The 18,046-nt window shown below is 69.3% G+C and carries 19 protein-coding genes and 1 tRNA gene; 14 read left to right on the top strand and 6 right to left on the bottom strand.

Annotated features, from left to right (window positions below; all coding sequences use genetic code 11):
• From SZ55_RS09155 to SZ55_RS09110, 10 genes are all read left to right on the top strand, one after another.
• Nucleotides 1–510, top strand: a 510-nt coding sequence (locus SZ55_RS09155) for an NAD(P)/FAD-dependent oxidoreductase (RefSeq protein WP_044404507.1), incomplete at its 5' end; no start/stop codon positions are given.
• 142 nt (nt 511–652) lie between these two features.
• Nucleotides 653–1,615, top strand: coding sequence for a YbgA family protein (locus SZ55_RS09150; RefSeq protein ID WP_044404505.1), 963 nt, complete (start codon nt 653–655; stop codon nt 1,613–1,615).
• Nucleotides 1,616–1,617: 2 nt separating this feature from the next.
• Complete coding sequence (locus SZ55_RS09145) at nt 1,618–2,553, top strand: MerR family transcriptional regulator (protein ID WP_044404502.1); 936 nt, start codon at nt 1,618–1,620, stop codon at nt 2,551–2,553.
• A gap of 7 nt (nt 2,554–2,560) precedes the next feature.
• A complete protein-coding gene (phrB, locus tag SZ55_RS09140) occupies nt 2,561–3,991 on the top strand; it encodes a deoxyribodipyrimidine photo-lyase (protein ID WP_044404498.1) in 1,431 nt (476 codons plus the stop codon).
• Nucleotides 3,991–4,416, top strand: coding sequence for a nuclear transport factor 2 family protein (locus SZ55_RS09135; protein ID WP_044404495.1), 426 nt, complete (start codon nt 3,991–3,993; stop codon nt 4,414–4,416). The genes phrB and SZ55_RS09135 overlap by 1 nt, the downstream gene beginning before the upstream one ends.
• Nucleotides 4,413–5,174, top strand: a complete 762-nt coding sequence (locus tag SZ55_RS09130) for an SDR family NAD(P)-dependent oxidoreductase (RefSeq protein WP_044404492.1) — start codon at nt 4,413–4,415, stop codon at nt 5,172–5,174. The genes SZ55_RS09135 and SZ55_RS09130 overlap by 4 nt, the downstream gene beginning before the upstream one ends.
• Nucleotides 5,171–6,418: an NAD(P)/FAD-dependent oxidoreductase gene (locus tag SZ55_RS09125; RefSeq protein ID WP_044404489.1), complete on the top strand. Its 1,248-nt coding sequence runs from the start codon at nt 5,171–5,173 to the stop codon at nt 6,416–6,418. Before SZ55_RS09130 ends, SZ55_RS09125 begins: the two co-directional genes overlap by 4 nt.
• Nucleotides 6,415–7,215 carry a DUF1365 domain-containing protein gene (locus SZ55_RS09120; protein ID WP_044404488.1) on the top strand — a complete coding sequence of 267 codons (801 nt, stop codon included), beginning with the start codon at nt 6,415–6,417 and terminating at the stop codon, nt 7,213–7,215. The genes SZ55_RS09125 and SZ55_RS09120 overlap by 4 nt, the downstream gene beginning before the upstream one ends.
• Complete coding sequence (locus tag SZ55_RS09115; protein WP_044404485.1) at nt 7,202–8,470, top strand: SAM-dependent methyltransferase; 1,269 nt, start codon at nt 7,202–7,204, stop codon at nt 8,468–8,470. The genes SZ55_RS09120 and SZ55_RS09115 overlap by 14 nt, the downstream gene beginning before the upstream one ends.
• The gene (locus SZ55_RS09110) at nt 8,463–8,981 is read left to right on the top strand and encodes a DUF2878 domain-containing protein (protein WP_052807568.1); all 519 of its coding nucleotides are present in this window, start codon (nt 8,463–8,465) and stop codon (nt 8,979–8,981) included. Before SZ55_RS09115 ends, SZ55_RS09110 begins: the two co-directional genes overlap by 8 nt.
• A 154-nt stretch (nt 8,982–9,135) precedes the next feature.
• Here the strand turns inward: SZ55_RS09110 and SZ55_RS09105 are convergent, their stop codons facing one another.
• The 6 genes from SZ55_RS09105 to hemA form a co-directional block, all read right to left on the bottom strand.
• Nucleotides 9,136–9,651 (bottom strand): acyloxyacyl hydrolase, encoded by a 516-nt coding sequence (locus tag SZ55_RS09105; RefSeq protein ID WP_044404483.1) that lies wholly within the window; start codon nt 9,649–9,651, stop codon nt 9,136–9,138.
• Between the two features lie 118 nt (nt 9,652–9,769).
• The gene (gene murI, locus SZ55_RS09100) at nt 9,770–10,567 is read right to left on the bottom strand and encodes a glutamate racemase (RefSeq protein WP_044404481.1); all 798 of its coding nucleotides are present in this window, start codon (nt 10,565–10,567) and stop codon (nt 9,770–9,772) included.
• Complete coding sequence (locus tag SZ55_RS09095) at nt 10,560–11,315, bottom strand: molybdopterin-synthase adenylyltransferase MoeB (RefSeq protein ID WP_044404478.1); 756 nt, start codon at nt 11,313–11,315, stop codon at nt 10,560–10,562. Before SZ55_RS09095 ends, murI begins: the two co-directional genes overlap by 8 nt.
• Entirely contained in the window at nt 11,309–12,139 is an 831-nt protein-coding gene (gene prmC / locus SZ55_RS09090; RefSeq protein ID WP_044404475.1) for a peptide chain release factor N(5)-glutamine methyltransferase, read from the bottom strand. The genes SZ55_RS09095 and prmC overlap by 7 nt, the downstream gene beginning before the upstream one ends.
• A 2-nt stretch (nt 12,140–12,141) precedes the next feature.
• Nucleotides 12,142–13,224, bottom strand: coding sequence for a peptide chain release factor 1 (gene prfA, locus SZ55_RS09085; RefSeq protein WP_044404472.1), 1,083 nt, complete (start codon nt 13,222–13,224; stop codon nt 12,142–12,144).
• Nucleotides 13,221–14,495 carry a glutamyl-tRNA reductase gene (hemA, locus tag SZ55_RS09080; protein ID WP_044404469.1) on the bottom strand — a complete coding sequence of 425 codons (1,275 nt, stop codon included), beginning with the start codon at nt 14,493–14,495 and terminating at the stop codon, nt 13,221–13,223. The genes prfA and hemA overlap by 4 nt, the downstream gene beginning before the upstream one ends.
• A 186-nt stretch (nt 14,496–14,681) precedes the next feature.
• Here hemA and SZ55_RS09075 point away from each other — a divergent pair, with 186 nt between their 5' ends.
• The 4 genes from SZ55_RS09075 (at nt 14,682) to SZ55_RS09060 (ending at nt 17,999) form a co-directional block, all read left to right on the top strand.
• The gene (locus tag SZ55_RS09075; RefSeq protein WP_044404466.1) at nt 14,682–16,409 is read left to right on the top strand and encodes a tetratricopeptide repeat protein; all 1,728 of its coding nucleotides are present in this window, start codon (nt 14,682–14,684) and stop codon (nt 16,407–16,409) included.
• Between the two features lie 3 nt (nt 16,410–16,412).
• Complete coding sequence (lolB, locus tag SZ55_RS09070) at nt 16,413–17,030, top strand: lipoprotein insertase outer membrane protein LolB (RefSeq protein WP_044404463.1); 618 nt, start codon at nt 16,413–16,415, stop codon at nt 17,028–17,030.
• 8 nt (nt 17,031–17,038) lie between these two features.
• Nucleotides 17,039–17,890, top strand: coding sequence for a 4-(cytidine 5'-diphospho)-2-C-methyl-D-erythritol kinase (ispE, locus tag SZ55_RS09065; protein ID WP_044404460.1), 852 nt, complete (start codon nt 17,039–17,041; stop codon nt 17,888–17,890).
• Between the two features lie 34 nt (nt 17,891–17,924).
• A tRNA-Gln gene (locus SZ55_RS09060) sits at nt 17,925–17,999 on the top strand.
• Nucleotides 18,000–18,046: the final 47 nt, after the last annotated feature.

Here is an 18,046-nt window from a genome sequence, read left to right as displayed (position 1 = left end):
CCCGCGCCCCAGGCCACCACCCTGCTGGCCGCCGCCCCCAAGCTCGCCGGGGTCGCCGCCAGCGTCGCCATGGAGCCCACCTGGGCCGTGGCCCTGGCCTTCGAGAAACCGCTGGAGACGCCCGTCGAAGGCTGCTTCGTGCAAGGCAGCGGGCTCGACTGGGTGGCGCGCAACCGCACCAAGCCCGGTCGCGACAACAGCCAGGACACCTGGGTGCTGCACGCCACCAGCGCCTGGAGCCGCCAGCACCTGGACCTGCCCAAGGAAGCGGTGATCGAGCAGCTCTACGGTGCCTTCGCCGAGCTAATCGGCTGTGCCGTGCCGCCGCCGGCCTTCACCCTGGCCCACCGCTGGCTCTACGCGCGCCCGGCCCAGGCCCATGAATGGGGCGCCCTGGCCGATGCCGACCTGGGGCTCTACGCCTGCGGCGACTGGTGCAGCTCCGGCCGCGTGGAGGGCGCCTGGCTGAGCGGGCAGGACGCCGCCCGCCGCCTGCTCGAACACCTCTGACGGTCGCGCACCGTCCCACCGGCGACCCCGGACAGGTCGCCGGGAAAGTTGTACAAGGCTATTGATTTGTACAACGGCACGCCTATGATGAACACAGATTGTACAAACCACAGAACCTGTACAAGTTCATCCGAGGCACCGCATGTCCAGCGCCCCCACTGCCCAGCCCCCCAAGATCGGCATCAGCGCCTGCCTGATGGGCGAGGAAGTCCGCTTCAATGGCGGGCACAAGGAATCCCGCCTGTGCAGCCAGTTCCTCGCCCGCCACCTGGAATTTGTCCGCGTCTGCCCGGAGGTCGGCATCGGCCTCGGCACGCCGCGCCCGACCCTGCGCCTGGTGGGCGACCCCGCCGCCCCGCGCGCCGTGGGCAGCCGCGACGAGCGTGACGTCAGCGATGCCCTGCGCGACTACGGCCGGCAGACCGCCGAGCGCCTGGACGACCTGGACGGCTTCATCTTCATGCAGAAGTCGCCCTCCTGCGGCCTCTACCGGGTCAAGGTCTACCAGGACAACGGCTACCCCGCCGAAGGCGGCGGGCGCGGCCTGTTCGCCGAGACCTTCTGCGCCGCCCGCCCTGACCTGCCGGTGGAGGAAGAAGGCCGCCTGTGCGACCCGGTGCTGCGGGAGAACTTCCTCACCCGCGTCTACGCCCACGCCGAATGGCGCGCCCTGCAGGCCGAGGGGCTGACCCGGCGCGGCATCCTCGAATTCCACGCCCGCTACAAGTACCAGCTGATGGCCAGCGACCCCGCGCGCTACCGCGCCCTCGGGCGGATGCTCGGCGGCATCGGCGAACACCACCCCGAGGAGCTGGCGCCGCGCTACTTCAGCGAGCTGATGAAGGGCCTCAGCCGCTGCGCCACCCGGGGCACCCACAGCAACGTCCTGCAGCACCTGTCGGGTTACCTGAAGGACGCCCTGTCCCGCGAGGAGAAGGCCGAAATGCAGGCCCTGATCGACAAGTACCGCGCCGGCATCGTGCCGCTGGTGGTGCCCATGACCCTGCTCAAGCACCACTTCGCCCGCCACCCGCACCCCTACATCGCGCAGCAGGCCTACCTGCAACCGCATCCCGAAGACCTCAGCCTGCGCAACGCCATCTGACCATGGACGAACAGGACGACCTCCCCCTCGACGCCGAGTGCCAGGCAGCCCTGGAACGCGGCCTGCTGCCGATTCGCGACGTATCGCGGCTCACCGGTGTCAACGCCGTGACCCTGCGCGCCTGGGAACGGCGCTACGGCCTGGTGCTGCCCCACCGTACCGCCAAGGGCCACCGCCTCTACGACGCCGGGCACCTGGCGCGCATCCGTGCGGTGCTCGCCTGGCTGGACCGCGGCGTGCCGGTCAGCCAGGTCAAGGCGCTGCTGCGCGGCGGCCAGAGCCCGGACATCGACATCACCTCCCAGTGGGACGAACAGCGCGCCAAGCTGCTGGAAGCCATCGACGCCCTCGCCGACCGGCGCCTGGACGAGCGCTTCAATGCCGCCCTGTCGCTCTACCCGCCCCACACCCTGTGCCAGCAGCTGCTGCTGCCCCTGCTCACCCAGCTGGAAAGCCGCTGGCGCGACCAGTACGGCGCACGGCTGGAGCGGGTCTTCTTCAATGCCTGGCTGCGCAGCAAGCTGGGCACCCGCATCCACCACAACAACCGCCAGAACAGCGGCGCGCCGCTGCTGCTGATCAACCCCTGCGAGCAGCCGATGAACCCCGGCCTCTGGCTCACCGCCTGGCTGGCGAGCAACACCGGCTGCCCGGTGGAGGTGCTGGAGTGGCCGGTGCCAGTGGCCGAGCTGCCCCTGGCCCTGGCCCGCATGGAGCCCCGCGCCCTGGCCTTCCACGCCGACCACGCATTGAACGGGCAGCTGCCGCGCCTGCTGATGGGCCACGCCTGCCCGGTGCTGCTCAGCGGCGCCGCCGTGCGCATCCACCGCGAAGCGCTGGCACCGCTGGAGCACGACCACCCCGACATCCACCTGGCCGACGACCCGGTCGCGGCCCTGAACACCCTGTACGGGCTCGGCCTGCTGGCCGGCTCCTGAGGTTCCCATGCAGCAACTGATCTGGTTCCGGTGCGACCTGCGGGTCCACGACAACACCGCCCTGACCGCCGCCCTCCAGGCCGGCCCGACCCTTGCCCTGTTCCTGGTCAGCCCCGGCCAGTGGCAGGCCCACGACGACGCAGCGGCCAAGGTCGACTTCTGGCTGCGCAACCTCGTCGAACTGCGCCGCGAACTGCAGGCCCTGAACGTGCCGCTGCTGGTGCGCCACATCGACCACTGGGACGAAGCGCCCGAGACCATCGCCCGACTGTGCCGCGAGCACGCCGTGGGCGGCGTCCAGGTCAACGAGGAATACGGCATCCACGAGCAGCGCCGGGACGAGGCCGTGCGCGCCCGCCTGGCCCGCGACGGCATCACCCTGCACAGCCACCTCGACCAGTTGCTGTTCCGCCCCGGCAGCGTGCTGACCCGTACCGGCGGCTACTTCCAGGTCTACAGCCAGTTCCGCAAGGTCTGCTACGAGCGCCTGCACAGCGCCCTGCCTCCGTGCCTGCCGCTGCCCGCCGCCCAGGCGCCGCTGACTGTGCCCAGCGACCCGCTGCCGGAAGCCGTGGACGGCTTCCCGACCCCGCCGCAGAGCCTGCGTGACCTGTGGCCCGCCGGTGAACGCGCGGCCCTGGCCCGCCTGGCGGCCTTCGCCGAGGACAACCTGCACGGCTACCGTGACCGCCGCGACCTGCCCGCCGAGCCCGGCACCAGCCAGCTCTCGCCCTACCTCGCGGCCGGCGTGGTCTCCCCGCGCCAATGCCTGCACGCCGCCCTGACGCAGAACCGCGGCGAGTTCGACAGCGGCAGCGAAGGTGCCGTGACCTGGATAAACGAACTGCTCTGGCGCGAGTTCTACAAGCACATCCTGGTGGGCTACCCCCGCGTCAGCCGGCACCGCGCCTTCCGCCCGGAGACCGAAGCACTGCCCTGGCGCGATGCCCCGGCCGACCTTGAAGCCTGGCAGCAGGGTCGCACCGGCGTGCCCATCGTCGACGCCGCCATGCGCCAGTTGCTCGCCACCGGCTGGATGCACAACCGCCTGCGCATGATCACCGCCATGTACCTGACGAAGAACCTGCTCATCGACTGGCGCGAGGGCGAGCGCTGGTTCATGCGCCACCTGGTGGACGGCGACCTGGCCGCCAACAACGGCGGCTGGCAGTGGAGCGCCTCCACCGGCACCGACTCCGTGCCCTACTTCCGCGTATTCAACCCGGTCACCCAATCCCGTCGCTTTGATCCCAAGGCGCGCTTCCTGCGGCAGTGGCTGCCGGAGCTGGGCCGCCTGGACGACGACGCGGTGCACGACCCATCCGCCCTTGGCGGGCTGTTCGGCGTGCAGGGCTACCCGCGCCCGCTGGTGGACCTGGCGGCCAGCCGTGACCGCGCCATCGCCGCCTTCCGCGACCTGCCCAAGGAGCCTCGCTGATGGACGCCTTCCTGCCGCGTTTCGCCGAGGACTTCGCCGCCATCGGCCGCGACAGCCTGGACCGCCTGGGCCAGCTCTACAGCGACGACGTGGTGTTCCAGGACCCGCTGCACCGCATCGAGGGCCTGGCCGCCCTGCGCCGCTACTTCGCCGAGCTGTACGAGAACGTCGAGGCCCTGGCCTTCCAGTTTCACGGCCACGACTGCGTCGGGGAGGGCGAGGGCTACCTGCGCTGGACCATGCGCTACCGCCACCCGCGCCTGGCCGGTGGCCGCGAGATCGCCGTGGAAGGCTGCTCGCACCTGCGCTGGCGCGACGGCCGCGTGTACCACCACCGTGATTACTTCGACGCCGGCGCCTTGCTCTACGAACACCTGCCGCTGATGGGGCGGGTCATCCACTGGCTGAAAGGGAGATTGGCATGAGCACCCGACGCATCTGGCTCACCGGTGCCAGCAGCGGCATCGGCGCCGCCCTGGCCGAGTGCCTGCTGGAACAGGGCCACCACCTGGCCCTCACCGCGCGCTCGCTGGCCGCGCTGCAAGCCTTCGAGCAGCGCTACCCCGGCCAGGTGCTGGCCCTGCCCGGCGACCTCGGCGCCCCCGGCGTGGCGGCCGACATCGGCGAGCACATCAAGGAGCGCTGGGGCGCGCTGGATACCGCCATCCTCAACGCCGGCACCTGCGAATACCTCGACACCCGCCAGTTCGACGCCGACATGGTGGCCCGGGTGGTCAACCTCAACCTGGTGGGCAGCGCCCGCTGCATCGAGGCGGCCCTGCCACTGCTGCGGGCCGGCCGCGATCCCCACCTGGTGGGCGTGGCCAGCGCCGTGACTCTGTTCGAACTGCCCCGCGCCGAAGCCTATGGCGCCTCCAAGGCCGGCCTGCGCTACCTGCTGCAATCGCTGCGGGTGGACCTGGCCAGCGAAGGCATCGACGTCACCGTGGTCAGCCCCGGCTTCGTCGACACCCCGCTGACCCAGCGCAACGACTTCCCCATGCCCATGCGCTGGCCGGTGGAGCGGGCCGCCCGCTACATCGCCGAGCGCCTGGAACGCCGCCCGCTGGACATCGCCTTCCCGCGCCCCTTCATCCTCACCCTCGGCCTGCTCGGGAGCCTGCCCGCGCGGCTGCGACTGGCCATCGGCAAACGCCTGTCGCGCAACGGAGCCCCTTCATGAAGATCGCCATCATCGGCAGCGGCATCACCGGCCTCACCACGGCCTACCTGCTGAACCGCCGCCACGACATCCAGGTGTTCGAGGCCAGCGACTGGATCGGCGGCCACACCCACACCGTGGACGTCACCCTGCACGGGCGCAGCTACGCGGTGGACACCGGGTTCATCGTGTTCAACGACTGGACCTACCCGAACTTCATCCGCCTCATGGAGCAGCTGGGCGTGGCCCACCAGCCCACCGAGATGAGCTTCTCCGTGTGCGACCCGGCCAGCGGCCTGGAATACAACGGCAACAACCTCAACAGCCTGTTCGCCCAGCGCAGCAACCTGCTCTCCCCGGGGTTCTGGGGCATGCTGCGGGACATCCTGCGCTTCAACCGCGAGTCCCTGGCCGACCTCGACAGCGGCCGCGTGCCCACCAGCGCCACGCTCGGCGACTACCTCCGCGAGCGCGGCTACGGCCAGCGCTTCCGCGACCACTACCTGGTGCCCATGGGCGCGGCCATCTGGTCCACCTCCCTGGAGGACATGCTGGCCTTCCCCCTGGCGTTCTTCGTGCGCTTCTTCAAGAACCATGGGCTGCTCTCGGTCAACGACCGCCCGCAGTGGCGGGTCATCAGCGGCGGCTCGCGCAGCTACGTGGCGCCCCTGACGGAAAGCTTCGCCGAGCGCATCCGCCTGGCCTGCCCGGTCAGCCGCGTGGAGCGCGATGCCGACGGGGTGACCGTGCACAGCGCTGCCGGCGCCGAACGCTTCGACCAGGTGGTGTTCGCCTGCCACAGCGACCAGGCCCTGACCCTGCTGGCCGAGCCGAGCCAGGCCGAGCGCGAGATCCTCGGCGCCCTGCCCTACGCCGACAACGAGGTGGTGCTGCACACCGACGCCCGCCTGCTGCCCCGCCGCAAGCTGGCCTGGGCCAGTTGGAACTACCGCCTCGGCGGCCCGGCCCACCAGCCGGCGGCCGTGACCTACGACATGAACCGCCTGCAAGGCATCGAGGCGCCGGAGACCTTCTGCGTCAGCCTCAACCAGACCGACGCCATCGACCCGGCACGCATCCTTGCGCGCTTCACCTACGCTCATCCTCAGTACAGCCTGGCCGGCATGCAGGCCCAGGCGCGTTGGGGGGAAATCAGTGGCCAGCAGCACAGCCATTTCTGTGGTGCCTACTGGGCCAACGGCTTCCATGAGGACGGCGTGGTCAGCGCCCTGCGCGTGGCCCGTGCATTCGGGGAAAGCCTGTGAACAGCGCCCTCTACAGCGGCTGGGTACAGCACCGTCGGCACAGCCCGCGGGCCCATGCCTTCCGCTACCGCATCGGCCTGCTGTATCTGGACCTGGACGAACGCGAGGCGGTACTCGGCCTGTCGCCCCTGGCCGGCAGCGGGCGCTTCGCGCCCTTTTCCTTCCGCGAGCGGGACTACCTGTGCGCCTACACCGCCAATGGCCAGCCCCTGGCCGAAGCGGCCCGCCAGCTGGTGGCCGAGGCCCTCGGCGAGCGGCCGGAGGGACCGGTGTGCCTGCTCACCCAGGTGCGCAGCTGGGGCCTGGCCTTCAACCCGGCGAGCTTCTACTACTGCCACCACGCCGACGGCCGCCTGGCGGCCATCCTCTGCGAGGTGACCAACACCCCCTGGCGCGAGCGCTACCACTACGTGGTGCCGGCCCAGGGCGACGGCGCCCAGCGCATCCAGGTGGACAAGGCCTTCCACGTCTCGCCCTTCATGCCCCGCGACATGACCTACCGGATGGCCTTCACCCCGGTGAGCCAGCGCCTGGGGGTGCACATCGAGAACTGGCGCGAGGGCCAGCGCGCCTTCGACGCCACCCTCGACCTGACCCGCGAGCCGCTGGACCGGGGCAGCCTGCACCGCTACCTCGCACGCTTCCCCTGGATGACCGCCAAGACCGGCCTGGCCATCTACTGGCAGGCCCTGCGCCTGCTGATCAAACGCACGCCCATTTTCAACCATCAGGTGGCGGCGGACGCCTACCGCGTCGCCGTCCCGCTTTCCCAGGAGCATGACCATGAAAAACCCTAGCCTCGCCCGGACCGGTCTGTTCGGCGGCAACGGCTTGGCCAGCGGCCTGCTGAGGCGGCTGGTGACCTCGCGCCTGGCGCAGCTGCGCCACGGCCAGCTCACCGTGCTGGAAGACGGCGAGGAGCATGTCTACGGCGACCCGCGCGCCACCCTGCGGGCACGCATCGAGATCCTCGACCCGGCAGCCTGGGCGCTGGTGGCCAGCAACGGTTCCATCGGCTCCGGCGAAGCCTACGTCCACGGCTACTGGACCACCCCGGACCTGACGGCGGTGATCCGCGTGTTCGTCGCCAACCTCGACGTGCTGGACGACATGGAGGGCGGCCTGGCGCTGCTCGGCCGTCCGCTGCTGCACGGCCTGCACTGGCTCAACCGCAACACCCGCGCCGGCTCCCAGCGCAACATCTCCGCCCACTACGACCTGGGCAACGACCTGTTCGAGCGCATGCTGGACCCGACGATGATGTACTCGGCGGCCCAGTACGAGCACCCGGAGCAATCCCTGGAGGCTGCGCAGCTGAACAAGCTGGAGCGCATCTGCCAGAAGCTGCGCCTGACCCCCGACGACCACCTGCTGGAGATCGGCAGCGGCTGGGGCGGCATGGCCATCCACGCCGCCACCCGCTTCGGCTGCAAGGTCACCAGCGTGACCCTCTCCCACGAGCAACATGCCCACTGCCAGAAGCGCATTGCCGAGCTGGGCCTGCAGGACCGCGTGGAGGTGCTGCTGAAGGACTACCGCGACCTGGAGGGCCGCTTCGACAAGCTGGTCTCCATCGAGATGATCGAGGCCGTGGGGCACCGCTTCCTGCCCACCTATTTCGCCCAGTGCGCGCGCCTGCTGAAGGACGACGGCCTGATGCTGCTGCAGGCCATCACCATCCGCGACCAGCGCTACGAGCAGGCCAGGCGCAGCGTGGACTTCATCCAGCGCTACATCTTCCCGGGCGGTGCCCTGCCCTCGGTCACCCGCATGCTGCAGGTGGCCACCGAGGCCAGCGACCTGAACCTGGTGCACATGGAAGACTTCGGCACCGACTACGCCCGCACCCTGCGCGCCTGGCACGAGAACCTCGCCCGCGCCCGCAGTGAGCTGGAAGGCCTCGGCTACGACGCCTACTTCTACCGGCTGTGGGAGTTCTACCTGTGCTACTGCGAAGGTGGCTTCCTGGAGCGCGCCATCGGCACCGCCCAGCTGCTGCTGGCCAAGCCCGGCGCCCGCCACGCCCCGCTGCTCGGCCAGCTGGATGCGTGAGCTGCCGCCGCTGCTGGCGAACGGGCTGAACGCCCTGGCCTTCCAGGCCGGGTGGTTCGCCTGCGTGTTCGCCAGCCAGCACCCGCTCCTGCTGCTGGTGCCGCTGACTGCGCTGGCGCTGCACCTGGGCCTCGTCGCCCACTGGCGCCAGGAGCTGCCGCTGGTGGCGGCCGTCGCCCTGCTGGGTGCGGCGCTGGACAGCCTGCTGCTCAACCTGGGGCTGTTCGATTTCGCCGGTGAGAGCCGCTGGGCGCCGGCCTGGCTGATCCTGCTCTGGGCCCTGCTGGCCACCACCCTGCGCCACTGCCTGGCCTGGAGCGCGCGCCCGCTGTGGCTGTCGGCGCTGCTCGGCGCCCTCGGCGGGCCGCTCTCCTACTACGCCGGCGCGCGCCTGGCGGACGTGGGCCTGCCACTGGGCCAGGTGACGAGCCTGGCGCTGCTGGCGGTGATCTGGGCGCTGGTGTTCCCGCTGCTGCACGCACTGGCAGCCCGGCTGGTGCCCGCGCGCTGAGGCGCGACACGGGGTGACCGGTGCTCGCGGCGCTGGAAATCGATCGATGAGAAACAGAACGCCCGCTCCCCATTGGGGAGCGGGCGCTTGTCGTGCCTGGAACCTGTTCATGGCTGCGCGAGCCAGAGGCGCGCAGCCATGAACAGGCAGACTCTTAGAAGGCGACGCGGTAGTGCAGGGTGTAGGCCTCTACGCCGTCGTTGGGCTGCTTGATGCCCGCGTTGGAGTAGTGGATGGCGCGCACGCCGACTTCCTGCCCGTTGAAACGCAGGCCAGCGCCGATGCGGTCCTCGAACTGGAAGGAGGAGCCCAGCTTGTTGTCTTCCAGCTCGGTGCTGGAGAACAGCGCCACGCCGATGCCGGCCTCGACGTAGGGCTTCACGGTCTCGCCGGCGAATTCGTAGACGAACACCGGGGCGAAGGAAATGCTGTGGTTGCTGGCGGTGTCGTCGCCGTCCCAGTAGGTGTAGCCCGCATCCCAGTAGCCGGTGACATGGCCGACGCTGCTTTCCAGCCAGCGGGTGCCGAAGTCGAACTGCGTACCCAGGCGATAGACCATGGTGGAGTCACCGGTCTGGCCGATGTCGAGGGAGACGTCGGCGGCCTGGGCGCTGATGACGGGACCCACGCACAGGGCTGCGAGTGCAGCCAGGGAAAACAGTTTCTTCATGATGGAAACTTCCTTATTAAAAAGGCTGATCAGGAGGGGATACCACGCTAGGAATTGCGCGAATTATAGAGTGGCTGGTTCTAAGAGAAAGGCGACGAACGGAGAGTTCAGAGTTTTTTTACACCGGCAGCGGCTGCACGTCTTCGCCGCGTTCCCCCCACAACACCGGCAATACCGCCTGCAACGCGCCGGCATCCCCGGAACTCCAGAAACGGCAGGGTACTGCTTCGTCTTCGGCGAGGGCATTGCCCGCCTTCAGCAGGCGCTGCAGTTGACGCGCCACGGCGGCGCCGGTGTCCACCAGGCTCACCGACTCCGGCACCAGCTCCCGCAGCAGCGGGCGCAGGAAGGGGTAATGGGTGCAGCCGAGGATCAGCGTGTCGCAGCCCGCCTCCAGCAGGGGCTGGACGTAGCCCTGCAACAGCGCGCGGGTCGCCGGCCCGGCCAGGTCGCCGGCCTCGATGCGCTCCACCAGGCCCGGGCAGGGCTGGGTCACCACCTTCACATCCCCGGCGAAACGGTCGAGCAAGGCAGCGAACTTGGCGCTCCTGAGGGTGCCGGTGGTGGCCAGCACGCCCACCACGCCGCTGCGGGTGGCACGGGCCGCCGGCTTGACCGCCGGCTCCATGCCGACGATGGGCAGGTGCGGGTGGCGCGCGCGCAGGTCGGCCACGGCGGCGGCGGTGGCGGTGTTGCAGGCCAGCACCAGGGCCTTGGCGCCCTGGCCGAGGAGGAAGTCGGCGATGCGCTGGCTGCGCTCGCGGATGAACTCGGGGCTCTTCTCGCCATAGGGCACGTGGCCGCTGTCGGCCACGTAGAGCAGGGATTCGGCCGGCAGCAGCGCGCGGATCTCGCGCAGCACCGAGAGGCCGCCCACGCCGGAGTCGAAGACCCCGATCGGCGCCCGATCAGGCATGGCGCTCGCCACAGACGCTGCAGGCCGGGTCGCGCTTGACCCGCAGCTCGCGGAAGCGGGTGCCGAGGGCATCCACCAGCAGCAGCCGGCCCACCATCGGCTCGCCGAAACCAGCCAGCAGCTTGAGCGCCTCCAGGGCCTGCAGGCTGCCCACCAGGCCCACCAGCGGGCCGACCACGCCGGCCTCGCTGCAGGTCAGCTCGGCTTCGCTGCCGTGGCCGTAGAGGCAGTGGTAGCAGGGGCTGTTGTCGCGACGCGGGTCGAACACCGAGAGCTGGCCGTCGAGGCGGATGGCGGCGCCGGACACCAGCGGCTTGCCGGCCGCCATGCAGGCGGCGTTGACCGCCTCGCGGGTGCCGAAGTTGTCGGTGCAGTCGAGCACCACGTCCACCTGGGCCACGGCGGCCGCCAGGCTGTCTTCGTCCAGCGCGCGGGTGATCGGCACCAGGCGCACGCCGGGGTTGAGAGCGGCCAGGCGGGCCATGGCCGACTCCACCTTGAGCACACCGACGCTGGCGCTGTCGTGGATCACCTGGCGTTGCAGGTTGGTCAGGTCGACGCTGTCGAAGTCGGCCAGGTGCAGCTCGCCGACGCCGGCGGCGGTCAGGTAGAGGGCGACGGGCGACCCGAGGCCGCCAAGGCCGACGATGAGCACGCGGCCCTGCTTGAGCCGGAGCTGCCCGTCGACGTCGATCTGCGGCAGGAGGATCTGCCGGCTGTAGCGGAGCAGTTCCTCGTCGCTCAGCATGGCCGGCGGCCCAGGCTGATGCGTTCGTGGCCGCCCAGGTCGCGGCGGCTTTCCACGGCTTCGAAGCCTTCGCGGGCGAGCAGTTCGCGCACCGCGGCGGCCTGGTCGTAGCCGTGTTCCAGCAGCAGCCAGCCGCCGGCATTCAGGTGGGCGGGGGCCTGGCTGACGATCAGGCGGATGTCGTCCAGCCCGTCGGCCCCGGCCACAAGCGCGCTGCTGGGCTCGAAGCGCACGTCGCCCTGGGCCAGGTGCGGGTCCTGGGCCGAGATGTAGGGCGGGTTGCTGACGATCAGGTCATAGCGCTCGGCGCCCAGGGCGCTGAACCAGTGGCTCTCGCGGAAGGCGGCATTGCTCAGCCCGAGGCGCTCGCGGTTGCGCTCGGCCAGGGCCACGGCCTCGCTGATGCGGTCGACGCCGGTGACCTGCCAGCCGAGGCGCTCGCAGGCCAGCGCCAGGGCGATGGCCCCGGTGCCGGTGCCGAGGTCGAGTACGCGGGCCTGGGGCAGCGTGACCAGGGCCAGGGCGGTTTCCACCAGCAGCTCGGTGTCGGGACGGGGAATCAGGGTGTGCGGGGCGACTTCCAGGTCCAGGCTCCAGAAGCCCTGGTGGCCGAGGATGTAGGCCACCGGCTCGCCCTGGCGGCGGCGTTCGAGGTAGCTGGCGTAGCGCTCGGCGGCCTCGCCGCTGACCACCCGTTCGGGCCAGGTGTGCAGGAAGCTGCGTGGCTTGCCGAGGGCGGCGGCGAGCAGCAGTTCGGCGTCCAGGCGGGGGCTGGGCGAGTCCGGCAGGCGGGGGTCGCTCAGCAGGCTGGCGATGATGCTCACGGTCAGTCTCCGAGGGCGGCCAACTGGTCGGCCTGGTATTCCGCCAGCAGCGGCTCGATGACGGCTTCCACGCTGCCGGCGAGCACGTCGTCCAGGGCGTAGAGGGTCAGGTTGATGCGGTGGTCGGTGACCCGCCCCTGGGGGTAGTTGTAGGTGCGGATGCGCTCGGAACGGTCCCCGGAGCCCACCAGCAGCTTGCGGGTCTCGGAGATTTCCTTGTGGGCGGCGGCTTCCTGCTGGTCGTTCAGCTTGGCCGCGAGCCAGGCCATGGCCTTGGCGCGGTTCTTGTGCTGGGAGCGCTCTTCCTGGCACTCGACCACGATCCCGCTGGGGATGTGGGTGATGCGCACGGCGGAGTCGGTCTTGTTGACGTGCTGGCCGCCGGCACCGGAGGAGCGGTAGGTGTCGATGCGCAGGTCCGCCGGGTTGATCTCGATGGCGGCCTGCTCGTCCGGCTCGGGGAGCACGGCGACGGTGCAGGCGGAGGTGTGGATGCGGCCCTGGGACTCGGTCTCCGGCACGCGCTGCACGCGATGGGCGCCGGATTCGAACTTGAGCTTGGCGTAGACGTTGTCGCCCTCGACCCGGGCGATCACCTCTTTATAGCCACCGTGCTCACCCTCGTTCTCGGAGAGGATCTCGACCCGCCAGCCCTGGCGTTCGGCATAGCGCGAGTACATGCGGAACAGGTCGCCGGAGAAGATCGCCGCCTCGTCGCCACCGGTGCCGGCGCGGATCTCGAGGAACACGTTGCGGCCGTCGTTGGGGTCCTTGGGCAGCAGCATGCGCTGCAGGCGTGCCTCCAGTCCCACCAGTTGCTCGCGGGCCTGGGCGACTTCCTCTTCGGCCATCTCGCGCAGGTCCGGGTCGCTGTCCTTGAGCAGCGCCTGGGCGCCTTCGAGGTCGTCCTGCACCTTGCGGAACTCGCGGAAGGCGAGGATGACCGGCTCGACCTCGGCGTACTCCTTGGAGTAGGCGCGGAAGCGGGTCTGGTCGCTGATGACCTCGGCATCGCCGAGCAATGCGGTGAGCTCCTCGTAACGATCCTGGAGGATGTCGAGCTTCTTGAGCAGTGACGCTTTCATTGAGGGTGCTTGTCCGGGCCCTCGTCGAGGGCGAAGAGTTCCTGGGCCACGGCCAGCGCATCGAAGCGGCCGTCGGCGGAGAGTTTCTTCAGCTGCACGCTGGGGGCGTGCAGCAGCTTGTTGGTGAGGCCACGGGCCAGCTGGGCGAGGACATCCTCCGGGGCGGCGCCGTTGACCAGCATGCGCTGGGCCTTGGCCAGTTCCTCGTCGCGCAGCCGCTCGGCCTGCTGGCGGTAGGCGCGCAGCACGTCCACCGCAGCCAGCTCGCGCAGGCGCTGCATGAACTCGTCGACACCGCCGCTGACCAGTTCCTCTGCGGCCTGGGCAGCGCCCTGGCGACTCTTGAGGTTCTCCTCGACCACGTCGTGGAGGTCATCGACGGTGTAGAGGTAGACGTCGTCCAGCTCGCCCACTTCGGGCTCGATGTCGCGGGGGACGGCGATGTCGACCATGAAGATCGGCTTGTGCTTGCGCTGCTTCAGCGCGCGCTCCACGGCGCCCTTGCCGAGGATCGGCAACTGGCTGGCGGTGGAGCTGATGACGATGTCGCTGTTGACCAGCTCGTCCGGGATGTCGGCCAGCAGCACCGCGTGGGCACCGAACTGTTCGGCCAGCAGGCTGGCGCGCTCCAGGGTGCGGTTGGCGACGACGATGCGCTTCACGCCCTGCTCGTGCAGGTGGCGGGCGACCAGGGTGATGGTCTCGCCGGCACCGATCAGCAGCGCCTGGCTGCGGCTCAGGCTGGAGAAGATCTGCCGGGCCAGGCTGACAGCGGCGAAGGCCACGGAGACCGGGTTCTCGCCGATGGCGGTGTCGGTGCGCACGGTCTTGGCGGTGCTGAAGGTGGCCTGGAACAGGCGCCCCAGCAGCGGCCCGACGGTGCCGGCCTCACGCGCCACGGCGTAGGCGGACTTCATCTGCCCGAGGATCTGCGGCTCGCCGAGGACCATGGAGTCCAGGCCCGAGGCCACGCGCATCATGTGGCGCACGGCAGCGGCGTCGTGGTGCACGTAGGCGCAGGCGCGCAGCTCTTCGAGGCTGAGGTTGTGGTAACCGGCCAGCCAGGTCAGCACCTCGTCGGCGCAGATCTCGTCCTGCTCCAGGTAGAGCTCGCTGCGGTTGCAGGTGGAGAGGATCGCCGCCTCGCGGCTGGGAGTGAGGCTACACAGCTGCTGCAGGGCCTCGACCAGCTGCTCGGGAGTAAAAGCCACGCGCTCGCGCACATCCACGGAGGCGGTTTTGTGGTTGATACCGAGGGCTAGAAAGGCCATGCAGGGTCGCTAACGGATACGGAAGGCGCGCAATTGTCCTACTTCGATTCAGTGAGAACAACCACCGCTTGCCATTGTCACAGGCCTGTATACGCGCCATGCAATCTATAGGGCCCGGCCCCATGGGCTTGCCTGGCGGCTTGTGTCATGATGCTCCGACCGCAGGTTAGTCGCCCTTTCCCCCTTATGAATAAATCCCTCGCGTTGCTGACCGCCTTCCTGTTCCTTGGCGGATGCCAGACCCTGGCCCCTTCATCCCCGGACGGCACCCCGCCGGTGGAAGACAGTGCCCAGGCACCCGAAGCCAAACCCCAGGTCTATGCGTCCTTCAGCCGCGACACGCTGTTCGCCCTGCTCACTGCCGAGCTGGCCGGACAGCGCAACCGCTTCGACATCGCCCTCGGCAACTACGTCCAGCAGGCCAACGCCACCCAGGACCCCGCCGTCGCCGAACGCGCCTTCCGCATCGCCGAGTACCTGGGCGCCGACCAGGCCGCGCTGGACACCGCGCTGATCTGGGCCACCAACGCCCCCGATAACCTTGACGCCCAGCGCGCCGCCGCCATCCAGCTGGCCCGTGGCGGTCGCTACGACGAATCCATGACCTACATGGAGAAGGTGCTGCAGAAGCAGGGCGACACCCATTTCGACTTCCTCGCCCTCTCCGCCGCCGAGACCGACCCGGACACCCGTGCCGGCCTGCTGCAGAGCTTCGACCGCCTGCTGGCCAAGTACCCGGACAACAGCCAGCTGGTGTTCGGCAAGGCCGTGCTGCTGCAACAGGACGGCCGCACCGAGGACGCCCTGGCCCTGCTGGAAGACCTGCCCTCCAGTGACAAACAGATCCCGCCGATCCTCCTGCGTGCGCGCCTGCTGCAGAGCCTGGACCGCACCGACGACGCGCTCCCGCTGCTGGAACGTGCCATCAAGCAGCACCCGGACGACAAGCGCCTGCGCCTGACCTACGCCCGCCTGCTGGTGGAGGCTGGCCGGCTGGACGAAGCCAAGTCCGAGTTCGCCGGACTGGTGCAGCGTTTCCCCGATGACGACGACCTGCGCTTCTCCCTCGCCCTGGTGTGCATGGAGGGCGAAGCCTGGGACGAAGCCCAGGTCTACCTGCAGGAACTGGTGGAACGCGGCAGCCACGTGGACTCCGCCCACTTCAACCTCGGCCAGGTCTATGAGAAGCGCAACGACCTCGAAAGCGCGCTGATCGAATACGGCCTGGTGGGCGCCGGCAACGACTACCTGCCCGCGCAACTGCGCTACACCGAGCTGCTGCTAGACGCCAAGCGCGGCGACGAAGCCGCCAGCCACCTGGCCAAGGCCCGCGAGGCACAGCCCGACTACGCCATCCAGCTGTACCTGATCGAGGCGGAGAACTTCGCCGAGCGCCAGCAGATCGACCATGCCTGGGCCACCATCGCCCAGGGCCTGAAGCAGTTCCCGGGCGACCTCAACCTGCTCTACACCCGCGCCATGCTGGCCGAGAAACGCGGCGACCTGGCCCAGCTGGAGCGCGACCTGCGCTTCATCATCGAGCGCGAGCCCGAGAACGCCATGGCGCTGAACGCGCTGGGCTACACCCTGGCCGACCGCACCACCCGCTACGAGGAAGCCCGCGCCCTGGTGGAACAGGCGCACCAGCTCAAGCCGGATGATCCGGCCATCCTCGACAGCCTCGGCTGGATCAACTTCCGCCTGGGCAAACTGGACGAAGCCGAGCGCCTGCTGCGCCAGGCCCTGGAAGCCTTCCCCGACCATGAGGTGGCCGCCCACCTGGGCGAAGTGCTGTGGGCCAACGGCAAGCAGAGCGAAGCCCGCAAGGTGTGGGCCGAAGCCCTGAAGAACCAGCCCGACAGCCCCATCCTGCGCAGCACCCTGAAGCGCCTGACCGGTTCCGAGACCCTCTGATCCATGCGTCTACGTCATCTACTGGCCGCAGGGGCGCTGCTCCTGCTCACCGGCTGCGCCGGCCTCACCTCCCGTGAATCGGTTGAAGGCAAGGGCGACGCCACCCTCTGGAAAGCCCACAAGCAGCAGGTCGCCGCCCTCGATGGCTGGCAGATCGCCGGCAAGGTCGGCATCCGCGCACCGAAGGATTCCGGCAGCGGCACCCTGTTCTGGCTGCAACGCCGCGACTACTACGACATCCGCCTTTCCGGCCCGCTGGGCCGTGGCGCCGCCCGCCTCACCGGCCACCCCGGCGCCATCGTGCTGGAAGTGGCCAACCAGGGCCGCTACGAAGCCGAATCCCCCGAAGCCCTGCTGGAAGAACAGCTCGGCTGGCGCCTGCCCGTCTCCCACCTGCAATGGTGGGTGCGCGGCCTGCCCGCCCCTGACAGCCGCAGCCGCCTGACCCTCGACAGCGACAGCCACCTCTCCCGCCTGGAGCAGGACGGCTGGGAGGTGAACTACCTCAGCTACGTCGAGCAGAACGGCTTCACCCTGCCCGAGCGCATCAAGCTCAAGGGCGCCGACCTCGACATCACCCTGGTGATCAAGGACTGGCAGCCGCGCCAGCTCGGCCAGTGAGTTCCGCCATGCAAGACGCCCAGCTGATCCTCCCGGCGCCGGCCAAGCTCAACCTCATGCTGCACATCCTCGGGCGCCGTCCCGACGGCTACCACGAGCTGCAGACGCTGTTCCAGTTCCTCGACCACGGCGACGAACTGGGCTTCTCGCTCCGCGAGGATGGCGAGATCCACCTGCGCACCGAGGTGCCCGGCGTCCCCCATGACAGCAACCTGATCGTCCGCGCCGCGCGCAGCCTGCAGCAGGCATCCGGCAGCCGCCTGGGCGCTGACATCTGGCTCGACAAGTGCCTGCCCATGGGCGGCGGCATCGGCGGCGGCAGTTCCGACGCCGCCACCACCCTCCTCGGCCTCGACCACCTCTGGCAGACGCACCTCGGCGAAGAGCGCCTGGCCGAGCTGGGGCTGGCACTGGGTGCCGACGTGCCGGTGTTCGTACGCGGTCGCGCGGCCTTCGCCGAAGGTGTCGGCGAGCGCCTGCAACCGGTCACCCTGGAGGAGCCGTGGTTCCTCGTCGCCGTACCGCAAGTCTTTGTCAGCACAGCAGAAGTTTTCACCGATCCCGAGTTGACACGGAATTCGGCGCCCATTAATCTTCGCAGCCTTCTTGAGGGGGGCAGTCGTAACGACTGTCAGCCAGTGGTCGAGAAGCGTTACCCCGAAGTTCGTAACGCACTGATGTGGTTGAACAAATTCACATCGGCCCGACTGACCGGCACCGGAGCTTGTGTGTTTGGGAGCTTCCCAAACCGGGACGATGCTGATAAAGTCGCCCGCCAACTTCCGGCCACTCTGCCAAGTTTCGTCGCCAAGGGCAGCAACATCTCGATGCTGCATCGACGCCTCGAAAGCCTGGCTTGAAAGAAGTGTGCAAGTCCTCCGGTTATACCGATACAGGGGCGTCGCCAAGCGGTAAGGCAGCAGGTTTTGATCCTGCCATGCGTTGGTTCGAATCCAGCCGCCCCTGCCATAACCCTTCCCAGGGTCCTCGGTAGAACAGGTCTTGCAACGGTAGTT

It is taken from the genome of Pseudomonas sp. FeS53a (genome assembly GCF_000931385.1).
In the GTDB taxonomy this organism is placed as follows: domain Bacteria; phylum Pseudomonadota; class Gammaproteobacteria; order Pseudomonadales; family Pseudomonadaceae; genus Metapseudomonas; species Metapseudomonas otitidis.
The sequence above is the reverse complement of the archived record's forward strand: the minus strand, read 5'-3'. Positions and strand labels throughout refer to the sequence as shown.